General features: G+C 45.3%; 12 protein-coding genes. 5 read left to right on the plus strand and 7 right to left on the minus strand.

The window, feature by feature from the left end:
- The first annotated feature begins 342 nt into the window (after positions 1 to 342).
- Entirely contained in the window at positions 343 to 1629 is a 1287-nt protein-coding gene (locus RT064_RS07965) for a replication-associated recombination protein A (protein WP_313062746.1), read from the plus strand.
- 52 nt (positions 1630 to 1681) lie between these two features.
- Here RT064_RS07965 and RT064_RS07970 read toward each other — a convergent pair whose 3' ends face one another.
- Positions 1682 to 2335, minus strand: a complete 654-nt coding sequence (locus RT064_RS07970; protein ID WP_313062747.1) for a BLUF domain-containing protein — start codon at positions 2333 to 2335, stop codon at positions 1682 to 1684.
- A gap of 458 nt (positions 2336 to 2793) precedes the next feature.
- Between RT064_RS07970 and ribBA the strand changes: the two genes are divergently transcribed.
- Positions 2794 to 3909 (plus strand): bifunctional 3,4-dihydroxy-2-butanone-4-phosphate synthase/GTP cyclohydrolase II, encoded by a 1116-nt coding sequence (ribBA, locus tag RT064_RS07975; RefSeq protein ID WP_313062748.1) that lies wholly within the window; start codon positions 2794 to 2796, stop codon positions 3907 to 3909.
- 83 nt (positions 3910 to 3992) lie between these two features.
- Here the strand turns inward: ribBA and RT064_RS07980 are convergent, their stop codons facing one another.
- Positions 3993 to 4466 (minus strand): acyl-CoA thioesterase, encoded by a 474-nt coding sequence (locus tag RT064_RS07980; RefSeq protein WP_313062749.1) that lies wholly within the window; start codon positions 4464 to 4466, stop codon positions 3993 to 3995.
- A gap of 64 nt (positions 4467 to 4530) precedes the next feature.
- Positions 4531 to 5493, minus strand: a complete 963-nt coding sequence (locus RT064_RS07985) for an acyl-CoA thioesterase (protein ID WP_313062750.1) — start codon at positions 5491 to 5493, stop codon at positions 4531 to 4533.
- Positions 5494 to 5676: 183 nt separating this feature from the next.
- Between RT064_RS07985 and plsB the strand changes: the two genes are divergently transcribed.
- Positions 5677 to 8412 (plus strand): glycerol-3-phosphate 1-O-acyltransferase PlsB, encoded by a 2736-nt coding sequence (gene plsB, locus RT064_RS07990; protein ID WP_313062751.1) that lies wholly within the window; start codon positions 5677 to 5679, stop codon positions 8410 to 8412.
- Positions 8413 to 8472: 60 nt separating this feature from the next.
- Here plsB and RT064_RS07995 read toward each other — a convergent pair whose 3' ends face one another.
- Both RT064_RS07995 and argS read right to left on the minus strand, forming a co-directional pair.
- Positions 8473 to 9198, minus strand: a complete 726-nt coding sequence (locus RT064_RS07995; protein WP_312276743.1) for an SPOR domain-containing protein — start codon at positions 9196 to 9198, stop codon at positions 8473 to 8475.
- 62 nt (positions 9199 to 9260) lie between these two features.
- Positions 9261 to 11078, minus strand: a complete 1818-nt coding sequence (argS, locus tag RT064_RS08000) for an arginine--tRNA ligase (protein ID WP_313062752.1) — start codon at positions 11076 to 11078, stop codon at positions 9261 to 9263.
- A 266-nt stretch (positions 11079 to 11344) separates the two neighbouring features.
- Here argS and RT064_RS08005 point away from each other — a divergent pair, with 266 nt between their 5' ends.
- Positions 11345 to 11563, plus strand: a complete 219-nt coding sequence (locus tag RT064_RS08005) for a DUF2788 domain-containing protein (RefSeq protein ID WP_007117392.1) — start codon at positions 11345 to 11347, stop codon at positions 11561 to 11563.
- A gap of 79 nt (positions 11564 to 11642) precedes the next feature.
- Here the strand turns inward: RT064_RS08005 and cmoB are convergent, their stop codons facing one another.
- Both cmoB and cmoA read right to left on the minus strand, forming a co-directional pair.
- Positions 11643 to 12695 (minus strand): tRNA 5-methoxyuridine(34)/uridine 5-oxyacetic acid(34) synthase CmoB, encoded by a 1053-nt coding sequence (cmoB, locus tag RT064_RS08010; RefSeq protein ID WP_313062753.1) that lies wholly within the window; start codon positions 12693 to 12695, stop codon positions 11643 to 11645.
- 48 nt (positions 12696 to 12743) lie between these two features.
- Positions 12744 to 13517: a carboxy-S-adenosyl-L-methionine synthase CmoA gene (gene cmoA / locus RT064_RS08015; RefSeq protein WP_313062754.1), complete on the minus strand. Its 774-nt coding sequence runs from the start codon at positions 13515 to 13517 to the stop codon at positions 12744 to 12746.
- A gap of 268 nt (positions 13518 to 13785) precedes the next feature.
- Between cmoA and msrA the strand changes: the two genes are divergently transcribed.
- A complete protein-coding gene (msrA, locus tag RT064_RS08020; RefSeq protein ID WP_284034948.1) occupies positions 13786 to 14316 on the plus strand; it encodes a peptide-methionine (S)-S-oxide reductase MsrA in 531 nt (176 codons plus the stop codon).
- Positions 14317 to 14374: the final 58 nt, after the last annotated feature.

The raw sequence follows: 14374 nt of genomic DNA on the forward strand, positions 1-14374 counted from the left end.
TTATCAAAATTCCCTCATTATGTTCTTTTGTATATTAAATGTTCAACACAACCTAACAATATTGTAGTTTTTTTAAAAATATGGCTCATTAAGCCTCACATCATTACTGTTTATTTTTATTTAACAAAGTAAAAATATTTCTCAATTCAAGTAGTCACACAAATCAAACAAGTTAGCTTACTGCTGTCGTTTAGGCATGCTAAAATTCTTAAAAAACCCTCATTGTTTTTGATGCAGTTACTTTTACCAAATAAGTACCGCGCTTGACTACAATCCCAATCTAAAAAATAGTGAAATCGCTGAAAACCTTCGACTAAGTAATCCAGTTAAACTTATACCCTAATGATGAATCAAATCGCTCAAATCCCCCTTGCCCAACGTGTCCGCCCAAAGTCGCTTGACGAGGTAATCGGACAAACCCATTTGCTCAGTGCCAACGCACCGATTCGCCGTATTGTTGAGCAAGGTTACTTGCCATCCATTATTTTGCATGGGGAAGCAGGCATCGGCAAAACCACCTTAGCCATGCTATTAGCCGATGCAGTGGGTCGTCCTTTTCGCCCGCTCTCGGCTATCAATGCAGGAGTCAAAGAGCTGCGTGAAGTACTGGCAAAAGATGACGGCTTGTTTGGCGAGCCGCCGGTGGTATTTGTCGATGAGATTCATCGGTTTAACAAAGCCCAGCAAGATGCACTCCTCGGCGCGGTTGAGTCTGGGGATATTACTTTAATTGGTGCGACCACTGAAAATCCCTCGTTTAGTGTCAATAATGCGCTGTTGTCTCGTTGCCAAGTGTATCGACTCAACCCTTTGAGCGAAGATGAAATCAGCCAAGTACTACAACGTGCCATTGACGATGATGCAGTTTTTAAACAATTTAAGATTGAAATACAATCAAGCCAAGCGATTTTTGCGCTATCGCAAGGCGATGCGCGTAAGGCGTTAAATTTACTTGAACTCGCCATTCAATCGAGCCCCAATTTTAAGCAAGGCAGCCAATCAGCGATAGTGGTGACTGATGACAATGTCATCGCGGTGGCAGGTGCAAGCCTGGTACGCTACGACAAATCGGGTGATGGCCATTATGACCTAGTGTCAGCGATGATTAAGTCAGTCCGCGGTAGCGACCCTGATGCGGCACTGTATTGGATGGCGCGGATGCTGACAGCGGGCGAAGACCCTGCCTTCATTGCACGGCGGTTGGTGATTTTGGCAAGTGAAGATATCGGACTTGCCAACCCCAATGCGTTACTACTTGCCGATACCGCACTGCGAAGCGTGCAGAGCATCGGTATGCCTGAAGCGCGGATTATTTTGGGGCAAGTGGTGGTGTATTTGGCGACATCGCCGAAATCCAATTCTAGTTATCAGGCCATCAATAAAGCGATGCGACTGGCTGAAAATGACCAATCGCCTGTACCACTACATTTGCGTAATGGCGTCACCAAGCTGATGCGTGCCGAAGGTTATGGCGCCAATTATGTCTATCCGCACGATTACCCCAATCACTACCACCCACAGCAGTATCTACCCGATAATTTGATGGGCACGCAGTTGTTTGACTTTGCTGATAATGCCAAAGAACAGCAAACCTATGCCTTTATACAGTGGTTAAAGAGCAGTGGTTAAAAAGCAGCGGCTAAAGGGCAATCTTTGAAAAGCGGTGACTAAAGAGCGATGCTTAAAGCGCGGCGGCTAAAAAACCCGTCAAAACAGACAACGGATGATTTAGCGCAGCCAAATGAACCCTATTCTGTAATACCCAGTATATCACCAGCAACAAGAACACCAACAAAAACCCAAGCTGAATCCACAAAAAATAGCGATGCTTAAAGCCCAATCGGCGCAGCTTGGCATGGCTATAACTGCCCTTATCAAAGTTAGTATGTTGATGCCTTTGCCATTTGCCCGAACGATAATAGTTTTCTACATCCGCAAGTAACCTTGGCACACTGGCGCTATCAAATTGCGCAGTTTCAAAATAATCGAGCAGGGGGCTGATATCATCGACATCATCCATATCATTGACGCTATCTAAATTGATGCAGTGCATTTTCCAATGCCCAAACAGCGCATTGGGCGCCTGTCCCTGCGCAATGACGTGAATATTTTTGTGTCTTTTATCGGCTTTGATTTTGTCAAATAGTTGGGTGATAGTGCGCTCATTACCTTCCATATAGTGTAAAAAGTTGCCTTGCTTAAAAAATAGTACGCTATTGACATTTGCCTGGGTGTTGCGCGCGACTGACTGACGATAGATATCAGGCAACGTCATCGTATGCAAACTTGCTTGTAAGGTGATTTTGCTCGTGTAGATAAGATAAAAGACTGACATCACAGGCTCCTTAGATAAATAAATCGGTTAGACGTCTATGACTTTTTAATAGCGTTTTCTTCAAACGTATTAAGAATGTAATTTTTATTAATTATTAAGTAATAATATACCAGTTTTTTTTAATTTTTGCTCAAAAATTATACAAAATCGCCACTTTTTGTTAATTTTTTCAACTAATCTACCCTAACCTTATGTCTGCGTGCGCTACCAGCGCGTATGGCTATCAATATTTCACTGCTTAGACTTACTGAGTTAATGCTATAATAGCGCACAAATAAGAAATGGGCGCCTATGCTAGCTTCACCCAATTTGATAAGGTGATTGTTAAAGTTAATTTAGACAATAGTTTGAACAATACTAGCTGATAGCGCTTATTTTCTGTCCCTATTTGTTAATCAGTTTTTCAATCAGTTTTTTAATCAATGTTATTTTAATAAATCGTTAACGAAGGCACTTTTATGGCATTTAATACAACGGCAGAAATTATCGATGACATCCGTGCAGGCAAAATGGTCGTTTTGATGGATGATGAAGACCGTGAAAACGAAGGCGACTTGTTGATGGCAGCCACCCATGTACGCCCAGAAGATATTAATTTTATGATTACCCATGCGCGTGGCTTGGTGTGTTTGACCATCACCGCTGACCGCAGTGAACAGCTCAATTTACCGCTTATGTCGGATAAAAATGGCGCTAAATTTAGCACCAACTTCACGGTATCGATTGAAGCGGCAGAAGGGGTCACCACAGGTATCTCAGCAGCGGATCGCGCCAGAACCATCCAAACAGCGGTGTCTTCGACTGCTAAACCCGAAGACATTGTACAACCGGGACATATATTCCCAATCGTGGCACAAAATGGCGGTGTGCTACACCGTGCCGGTCATACCGAAGCCGGCTGTGACCTAACACGCTTGGCAGGACTTGAACCTGCGGCAGTGATTTGTGAAATTATCAAAGAAGATGGCGAAATGGCGCGCCGTGATGACCTAGAGATTTTTGCCAAAGAACATGGCTTAAAAATCGGCACCATCGCTGATTTGATTAATTACCGTATTGCCAATGAGCAAACGGTAGAAGCTATCGCCAATTACCCCATGCAAACTGAGTTTGGTGAGTTTACTGCTTATCGTTTTAAAGAAAAAAATTCAGAGGATACCCATTTGGCACTGGTCAAAGGCAACCCTCAAGAAGGCGTGAGCACTGTGCGGGTGCATAGCTTCCAGCCATTGCGCGATTTATTCACCGTGCAGCTACCCAACAGCGGTAAGAGTAACTGGGATATCCATGCCTCGCTCAAAGAAATCAGCCAATCAGAGCGTGGCGTGTTTGTCTGGATTGGGCATCAGCAAGCAATTGATATGGGCGAAGCGCTCGATAACTTTGTCGCTGACAAACCCAACTCACCGCTTAATCACCAACCCTACCGCAGCATTGGGGTTGGTTCACAGATTTTACGTTATTTGGGCGTGCGTGATATGCGTTTGCTGTCATCACCACTCAAATTCAACGCGTTATCAGGATTTGACCTAAACTTGGTCGAAACCGTTGCCAATCCAGACCACAAAGAGTAATTCACCAGACAAAAAAAGCCACAAGCATTGCAGCTTGTGGCTTTTTTTTAACAATTTTAGTAACAGTTAAATTTTAGCGACAGTTAAACCGTATGACTTTCTAACTCGGCAAGTTGTTGGCGTTGACCATCAGAAATCGGTTGCTTGTTTTTGCCGTTTTGGTCAAAAAATACAATGACGGACGATACGGTAGCGACGACTTTTTGCTGGGCCGTGCTAAAGTAAACATAGTCATGGGTCAGGCTGGTATTGCCTATTTTTTCGGCACGAATGCCAATCCAAAGCACATCGGGGAAAGTGACAGAATTTAAATACTGGCAAGATGACGAAGCGAGCACGGTATAAGTTTGTAAGTTAAACATATCGACTTGTTCAAGGTAGTGGATACGTGCGCGCTGGGCATAGTTGTAATACACCACGTTATTGACATGATTGAACGCATCCATATCGCCCCATTCCACTTTTTGCTCATAGATAACAGCAAAGCCTTTTAATGGGTGATTGTCTTGTTGGGCGATGTTTTGGCGGACGGCATCACTCATTGGGGGATTGGACATATTTTTTTCTCTCATACGGCTACTATTTAACACGAGTTAACACAAGATAAAAACTATTGAATCACTAGCGCAGTCGCATTAACCCTTGCTGCTGGGTTGTGGCGACCAATTTGCCATTTTGCCAAAATTGACCGTGGTTTAGGCTTTTTGACTGTGATGTGGTATCGCACCACATGTTGTAGAGTAACCAATCATTCATATCAAATGGGCGGTGAAAATGCATACTATGGTCGATACTTGCCGCTTGCAACCCTTTAGTCATAAAGCTAATCCCGTGTGGCATCAGCCCTGTACCAATCAAATAAAAATCCGAAGAAAATGCGAGCAGTGCTTGTTGCACTTGAATTGACTGTTTACCCAGCTGCGGAATACGTAGCCAGTTGGCTTGGCTAGGTTCCATGATTTTTGGATGAATCGGGTCACGCGGCTGTACTGGCTTGATTTCGATATGACGCTGGCGCATAAAGCGCGCTTTTAGGGCATCAGGGATTTTGCCTACCACTTGGTCTTTGAGCTGCTGCTCGGTCAGCAACACATCTGGCGTAGGATACGTTGGCATCGCTTGTTGATACTCAAGCCCTTCTTCAAAGGGTGAAAAAGACGCCATCATGGTAAAAATTATGCTCGGTTGGTTATCATCATCATATTGGCGTGCTGTCACTTGACGTGAGGCAAGGCTACGACCATCACGTAATTTCTCGACTTGGTAATATACAGGCTTATTGATATCGCCACCGCGCAAAAAATAGCCATGAAATGAGTGGCAAGGTTTTGAATGCTCTACGGTATGGCTGGCGGCCATCAATGCTTGTCCCAGTACTTGTCCACCAAAAATACGCGCACCGACATAGTCGTGGCTTTGCCCAATAAATACACTGTCTTGATACGGTACGAGGGTTAAGGTTTCTAATAACTGCGTGACTAATTGCTGCCAAATCGCTTGCTGCGTTACGGCTGTTACGGGCACCTGTGGTTGCTGAGTGATATCAATCGTATGGGTATGGTTTATATCTTGCTGGCTTGCCATAGACACTCTTATGATTAACGTTATTTTGGGTAGATAAAATGAATTAAAGTCACTCATTATACAAGAATTTTTGAGTGATAAGGTTTAGAAATTCATCAATCTATGGCATGATAAGACATTTTTTAAACCTTGTATTTATCTTTAAAAAACTTACGAAAAAATCACGCAATCACTAGGCATACTATGAATCACGTAGGGAAAAATTCAGGCACTACCGAAGCGAACAACAAAGGTACCCATCCTGCTGCGACCCCGCTGTTAAAAAATCTATACCGACAAGTCTCTGGCAAATTATTGGGGCTCGCCGTCAAATCCAAACTTATCGGCGACATCCCCAATATTAGCGAAACTAGCACCCATGGTGGCGATGATAAGCTACCGACAGCAAGCGATAGCAATACATCAAGCCAGCGGCTCACCTTTTATGTGCTCAAAGAGTATTCTCGTAGCAACAGTATTTTAATTGACCTAGAAACCAAACAATACGACCTACCCCCTGCCCTAGCCAATGTCATCGATCGGGCGCATGGTATTGATGAAAATACTGCAATGATTTTTTTGCATCACCATAAAACAGAAAAACTGTCTGATAACAGTGCCGTATTCTCACCTCGCCTATTACGCTTGATTGAAGCCGTCGAGCGATACCCAACGCTACACATTGATTTTATCCCTGTCACTATCTTGTGGGGGCGCGCCCCAGAAAAAGAAGATTCGCTGTTTAACCTCCTCACGGCTGATGAATGGCAAGTGCCTAGCCTCAGTAAACAGCTATTTAATATCGGGGTCAAAGGGCGGGATACCTATGTGCAGTTTCATTCACCCAAAGATTTGCGTGCCATCATCGAAGATGAGATTAGCAAAAACCCTGCACTGCAAGCCGATAACCTAATATCCACTGATACTGCTAGTGAAGACCGCCATCATTTATACACCATCACTGCGCGGGTACAACAGCGTTTAGAAGGTTATTTGGATAAAAAACAAGAAGCCATCTTAGGTCCTGACTTATCAGACCGTCGCAATGTGGTCGATAAAATTCTGTATACGCCTGCCATTCAGCATGCCGTGAATGTCGATAGCAAAGAAAACTCGCGTGAACTCGCCAAAAGCCGAAAACTGGCGCGTGGCTATTTGAACGAGATTGCCAGTGATTACTCGTCTGCAACCGTGCGCTTTTTTGACCGCTTTTTGACCTGGCTATGGACACAGTTGTATGACGGGGTTGAAGTGGCGCACTTTGAACGGGTACGCGAACTGGCATCCGACCATGAAATCATCTATGTGCCTTGCCACCGCAGTCACATGGACTATCTGTTGCTGTCATACGTGATTTATAAACGTGGATTACGTGTACCCTACGTTGCCGCAGGCGAGAACCTAAACATCCCCGTACTAGGTCAAATATTACGCAATGGTGGCGCTTTCTTTATGCGTCGCAGTTTTAAAGGCAATCCGCTATACTCTGCGGTGTTTCGTGAATACGTGCATAGTATGTTGATGCGCAACACGCCGATTGAGTACTTCATCGAAGGCGGACGCTCGCGCTCAGGTCGCTTGTTACCGCCCAAAAAAGGGATGTTAGCGATGACAGTACAAAGCCATCTGCGCCAAGCGGGCAAACCGATTGTCTTTATCCCGACCTACATTGGTTATGAACGTATTATGGAAGGCGGCACTTATGTGGGTGAGCTTAAAGGTAAACCCAAAGAATCTGAATCGTTATTGGGTCTGTTAAAAGCCAGCCGAAAAATCGAGCGCATCTTCGGTCATGTGCACGTCAGTTTTGGTCAGCCACTGTATCTAGCTGATTTTATGAAAAAATTTGAGGTTGCCCCAAATACCCTACCCAAAGACCGTACCGATAGTGATATGCCTGCCAATGTCACTCACATGATTGACAATTTGGGCATCAAAATCATGCAGCGTATCAACCGCTCTGCGGTGCTTAACCCAGTCACTTTACTAGCTTTGGTATTGCTCGATACGCCCCATGGCGCACTCGATGAGCAAAGCTGTCGTGAACAGTTGGCACTGTATCAACGTATTGCAGAAAAAATCCCGTATGATGATGATGTGTCAATCACCCAGCAAAGCCCAGAATCCATTATCAATTATGGCGTCAAGCTTAAACTCATCGAGCGCACCCCACATGTGCTCGGTGATTTGATTCGTATTGCGGACGGTCAAGCGCCGCTACTGAGCTATTTTCGCAACAATATTTTGCATATTTATATCATCGCGTCACTGTGTGCCTCATTGATACAGCGTAATGGCACCATGAGCCTAAACACCATTGAGCGGGTGGTGGGTATCATGTATCCCTTCTTGCAAGCAGAGTTGTTTTTGAAATATCCACTGCGCACCCTAAATGACACTTTGCGTGAGCATATCGATACGTTGGTCGAAGAAAACATCATCGTGGACAAAGGGGTGAATGCGGACGGTCATCGCATCCTGACCACGCCAGAGCCGAATACCCGTAGCTATCAGCAGTTGACAGTACTTGCCAATTCAGTTGAGCAAAGTCTAGAGCGCTACTTTATGGTACTTGCGCTGCTGAGTCAGCAAGGCTCAGGCAAACTCACCAAAGATCAAGTGATTGATTTGGGTCATCTGCTTGGTCAGCGTCTATCGGTGCTATACGAAGATGACATGCCAGATTTTTTTGACCGTGCCTTGTTTACTAGCTTTATGGATGCGCTAGAGCGTCTAGGCTATATTACGGTGTCGGGTGATGGGGTGATTGAGTTTGATGCTCGCATTCATACCATGGCAAAAAGCGCGCGATTTATCCTCAATATGGACGTGATGCATATCTTACAGCAAATTTCACAACTGACTGATGAGGAAATCAAACGCACCTTGACTGAACTGCAAAACAAAAAGCAACGCAAATTTAGTCGTAAAAAAGCTTAATTCCACCGAACAATAAAAAACCGTGTTATCGCAACACGGTTTTTTTGCCTGCAAATCAGCCTAGCGACGCTGCTCGACAATCAATGAATCAATGCGGCTATTTTGTAGTTGGCGTTGGGCTTGTGCCGCCATTTCTGGGCTACTCATGGCGCGAGAGATGACTTGATAGACGGTTTGGTCATTATTTAAGCGTTTTTTGACGATTTGGGCATCCACCCCCGCCATTAGCACTTCAGCACGGCGTTTATCGGCATCATCGGCATTATCAAAGCTATTGATTTGCAAAATATAAGTCCGCGTAGGCTCTTCATTGCCAATCACAATGGCATCGGCACTGCTTTTGTCATCGGCAGCGGTGCTGGTGTCTATCGTGCTATTATTGGCTGAAGCGCGTGGCTTGGTACCGTTATCATCAGACAACAAGGGATTATCGACCACGCTGACATTCGCTGATTTTGGCGCACTGGTGCTGTCAGCTTGGGTCAACACCACATCAGGCTGCGCTGAGACTGGCTGACTGGCAGCAGCCTCGTCGGGGACTGCACTGACCTGCTGTTCTTTGAGTAAGTCATAGAACTCGTAGTTATTGGTTTTGGGTTTGTCTTGCACCTTTGGCTGCACCATCGGCGCTTCATCGCTGCTCGTGGTTTTGCCTTGGTTAAATGGATTCCACAAATAAACAAACAGTCCAATCCCCACAGTCAATATCATGCCCACCAACATGGCAGCAAAAAACGACATCGTGCTTGGCGCTTTACGCGGGGTCGCTCCTTTGGGTCTTGCCATCATCATCTCCTACGACATGGGATACGGTAATATTACAGCGTTTTTAGCGTATCTTAATCATATCACATACTGGTTGGTGCCGTTAATCCGAGCAAAATTAAGCCGTTTTGAATCACTTGGCGTACCGACTTTGATAACCGCAGACGCGCTTGCATCAAGTCCAGCTCATCTTGGGTTGGGGTTTCGCCATCTTTGGGTAAGATACGGTTGTCGTTGTACCAACCGTGGAACAAGCTTGCCAAATCTTTGAGGTAATTGGTCAATAAATGCGGCTCATAATTAACCGCAGCACGGCGTAGCACTTCAGGGTAAGAAGCCAGTAAGCTCAATAAATCCGTTTCAACAGGTTGGGTCAACAGATGCTGGTGGGCTTTGCCGGCTTTGTCATCGACCTTAATACCGCGCTCTTCAGTACGCTCAAGCACCCGGCAAATACGCGCATGGGCATATTGAATATAATACACCGCATTATCTTTGGTATGCGATTTGGCAAGTTCTAAGTCAAAGTCAATGTGCTGTTCTGGTTTACGCGCGACATAATAAAAGCGCGCGGCATCATTGCCGACTTCTTGACGCAGTTCACGTAAGGTCACAAACTGACCTGAGCGTGATGACATCTGGATTTGCTCTGTACCGCGCCATAGGGTGACAAACTGCACCAAAATCACATCCATACGCTGCGCATCGTAGCCCATCGCCGTCAATGCCGCTTTCACGCGTTTGATGTAGCCGTGGTGGTCTGAGCCCCACACATCAATAATTTTGTCATAGCCGCGGTCAAGCTTGTCTTTGTGGTAGGCGATATCCGAGGCAAAATAAGTAAATTGACCATTGGCACGGCGGACAACACGGTCTTTTTCATCGCCAAATTCGGTGGATTTAAACCACAAATTACCGTCTTTTTGGTATAAAAACCCCCGCTGTTCTAATAATTCCAAAGCAGGCACAATGGCATCTTGGATTGATTTTTCGCTAAACCATTGGTCAAAATGGACATTAAAATCCGCCAAATCATCTTGGATATCTGCCAAGATGGTACTTAGTGCGGCTTCATGAAAAATCTGATAGTTATCGCCCAAATTGGCTTTGGCATTGGCAATCAGCCCGTCAATATGGGCTTCTTTATCACCTGAGATACATACTTTTTCGCCGTTGGCATCGATTTGGTACTCGGCATCGGCAGGTACATTGAGTAGCATATGTTCCCAAGCGGTTTTTAGGCTATCGCCATGCTGTTTTTTGATGGGTTTGGCAATATCTTTGACATAATCCCCTTGGTACGCATTGGTGGGAAATACAATTGGCTCACCGCACAGCTCAAGGTAGCGCAAATAGGTACTGGTTGCCAAAATATCCATCTGACGACCTGCATCATTGACATAATACTCACGCCCGACTTGGTAGCCAACTGCCTCTAGTAAATTGGCCACGCTCATGCCAAACGCAGCGCCGCGACCGTGACCCACATGCAGGCTTGAGGTTGGGTTGGCAGAGACAAACTCAACTTGGATTTTTTGACCAGCAAATTCTTCGGATGTACCGAAGTCGCCTTTTTGCTCCATAATGGTGTCTAAGATGGCAAAACGCGCATTATCATCTAAGAAAAAGTTAATAAACCCCGGTCCTGCAATCTCAACTTTGCTAATCATGTTTGAAGCAGGCAACATCGCCACGATTGTTTGCGCCAGTTCACGCGGGTTTTTCTTGGCAGTCTTGGCAGCTATCATAGCAAGGTTACTGGCAAAATCGCCGTGCGCCTGGTCTTTGGTGCGGCTGATGGTACTGTTATCAACCCAATCGATTGGCAAAATTTGCTGTTGTTTTAGTGATTCCACCACTAATGCTAAGGCTTGCGAAATGACGGGTTGTTGTTCTGACATGGAAATTCTCTTTGTTGGCTCACAGGTTTTGTTGCAGGGTTGATAGCTAAAAAAGCACGATAAATCAATGAATCACCACCCATTTGAGGCTATCACTCGCTCACAATCGATGGGCATGGATTTTGGCGTTCAATATACCAATTTTTGATGGTTTTTTCATTATAATCCTGTCAAAAGATACATGCCATTACAAGGAAACGCGGTTTTTTAGCGTATAATATGCGCTAAAATTTTGTAATGTCTGATGACAATCATAGGATAATAACATGTTTGTTTTAGTCTCTAGTGAGTTAATCACCAAACTTGGCATGTATGTGCTGCTGCCTATCTTTATCGCGTTTTTATTTTTTATCATGTACGATATTTCCAAGAAAAACAATGCAGGCAAACAAGGCACATTTTGGATTTTTTTGGCACTGGGCGGCGGTTTTTTTGGCTTTCTCATCAAAATGGTCTTGGAGTGGTATTTTAGTAGGACGCTTTAAACTCCCCTACGCTAAACCTTACTGGCCTAAAACGCCATTACCCCAAAGCGTATGACCCTTGTTACTTGTTCATGTGCCGTTACGGTCGTTTGGCTATCATCACCGCACGGGTCGGGCGTTGATAGCCCTCGATGGTTTTGCTGCTATCATTGGGGTCAAGAAAATCGCTTAAAGATTGATAATCCATCCAGTCGGTTTTGCGTTGTTCATCCGTCGATGTCACATCCACATCGACACAGCGCACTTCCACAAAGCCTACTTTGTACAGCCATAGCGACAGTGCCGCAACCGATGGAATAAAATACACGTTATTCATCTGTGCATAGCGCTCACTTGGCACTAACACGGATGTTGCGTCCCCTTCAATCACTAGGGTTTCTAGTACCAATTCTCCGCCTTTTGCTAGCTGATGGTATAACTGCTCAAGATGCTCAAACGGTGACGCGCGGTGATACAGCACGCCCATACTAAACACGGTATGAAACAACCCCGCTTGCCCGCTAGTCAAGCTAGGATTGGGCAAGGCTTCAAGCGGTACGGGCACATAGTGCACCCTGTTGCGTCCAAAATCGTTACGGTCAGCGTCTCTGACGAAATGCCGAATCGCCATAAACTGGTGATAAAACAGACACGATGGGTCGATCACAATCACCGTGCTTGCCCCTGCGCCCGCCATACGCCAGCCGTGATAACCCGAACCGCCGCCCACGTCTAGCACGCGTTTGCCGTGAAGTGGGCTGATATGCGGCAACACCCTATCCCATTTCCAGTCACTGCGCCATTCGGTATCAATATGGATTTGCCGGTCATCTCGACCCAGTAAAAAACCGCCTTTGCGCCACGGCATCAAACGTTTGAGTAGCGCATGGGTTTGTTTGTATTCACTCTCTTGCCAGTCAAATGCTGCGGTGATACAGGGTTGATTTAGGTCTACTTGCGCGTTGTCAACCACGGGCAAGCGCTCAATGAGCGATTGATAAAATGGCGCATGGGCGTAGCGTGATTTGTCTTTGACGGTAGCCAGCCAGTTGGGCAACTGGGCAAGCCATTCATTGGCAACTGGGTATTTTTCCGCCAATTGCAGCAAGGTAAGATAGACGTCGGTTTCAGCAGTTTTGATGGTATAGTTCATGGTGGACTCTTTTAGGATTGACAGGTTTTCATCTTTTAAGGGTAATCATCACTTAAACGCAATAATCGACGCGAAGTTTAAAAACTGAAACCACGTCAAATGGCGGTCAAACCCCACCATTGCTAGACGCTGATGATGAAAATCGAGGGTATCGGTGATAAGTACATTCTCCAGTGCATTGCGTTTACCACTGATTTCCATCTCACTATAGCCATTGGCGCGTTTAAAATCATAATACCGCTCAACGCGCCAGGCATCGTCCGCTTCATCGAGCAAATGGGTTTTTTCGGTCAAAATCAAAATACCGCCTTCAACTAAAGCATCATAACAGCGTTTGAGTAACTGCTCGCGCTTGTCAGGGGATAAAAACTGCAAGGTTAAATTGAGCACAATCATATCGCACCGCTCAAACGCCACCCCACACACATCGGCACAAATCAGCTCGATATCATGCTCAGGATAATGCTGCATCAGTACACTTTGCGCTTTGGTGATCATCGGCTCTGAGATATCAATGGCTTTGATTTGCAAATCTTGCGGCGCAAACTCGCCTGCGAGCGCAAAACTCACCGCCCCGAGTGAACAGCCCAAATCATAGACGCGGCTGACTTTATTGCCGTCGCTATTGGTTTGGCGAAACTGGCAATGGCGTTTGGCAAAAATCGGTAACATGGCGAGCATCTGCCCATACCCAGGCACACTACGGCGAATCATATCGGGAAAACAAGCCACCACTTGCTCATCAAAGCTAAACCGCGCATTGGCATCTAGCGGCGTGGTAAATAATATATCGTGGGGTGGTTTGGCTTGGGGCTGACTCATGCGGCTGACTCACTATGGCTGATTGAGCGTTACTAAGACTCAGTATCGCTGACTTAGTATCGCTGACAGTTTTATGCGCGCTTCAACGATGAAGCGCTTAAGAAACGCTTAAACTGCCAGGTTTTTAGATAGCGGAAACTTGGTTTACATTGCCTAACTTGAATGGCGAGTAAACTTTGCTATTCTAACATTTTCACCCGTTTTACTTTTAATAATTTATTTTAACCCTTATATCAAACCAATGAGATAACCATAAAAAGGTACTGTTATGCAAACGATTATTTTAGGTGGTGGCTGTTTTTGGTGTACCGAATCAGTATTTAGCCATGTCAAAGGTGTGACCGATGTCACATCAGGCTATATGGGTGGTGATGAAGTAAGCGCCAATTACAAAGCCGTCTGTGGCGGCGATACCGGTCATATCGAAGTGATTAAAGTCGATTTTGATGAGACCATTATTCCGCTTGAGACGGTATTAGATATTTTCTTTGCCACCCATGATCCAACAACACAAGACCGTCAAGGTAATGATGTCGGCAGACAATATGCCTCTGTGGTGTTTTACACCGATGAAGCGCAGCAAAAACCGACCATTGACCGTGTGATTGGTGAGCTTCGCGATGAGCAAGGCATCAAGGTGGTGACCGAAGTCCATCCTGCTGCGCAGTTTTTCCCTGCCGAAGACTACCACCAGGACTATTACGCCAACAACCCGACCCAAAGCTATTGCAACTTTGTGATTCCGCCCAAGCTTGCCAAGCTCAAACAATATTTTAGCGGTTTTATGATTGAACAATAACGCGTATTGTTATTTTATTGATACTTTGTTGATACTGCGTTAATCCTTTCAAAATTGG

Source organism: Moraxella sp. CTOTU49097, from assembly GCF_032064105.1.
GTDB lineage: Bacteria > Pseudomonadota > Gammaproteobacteria > Pseudomonadales > Moraxellaceae > Faucicola > Faucicola osloensis_B.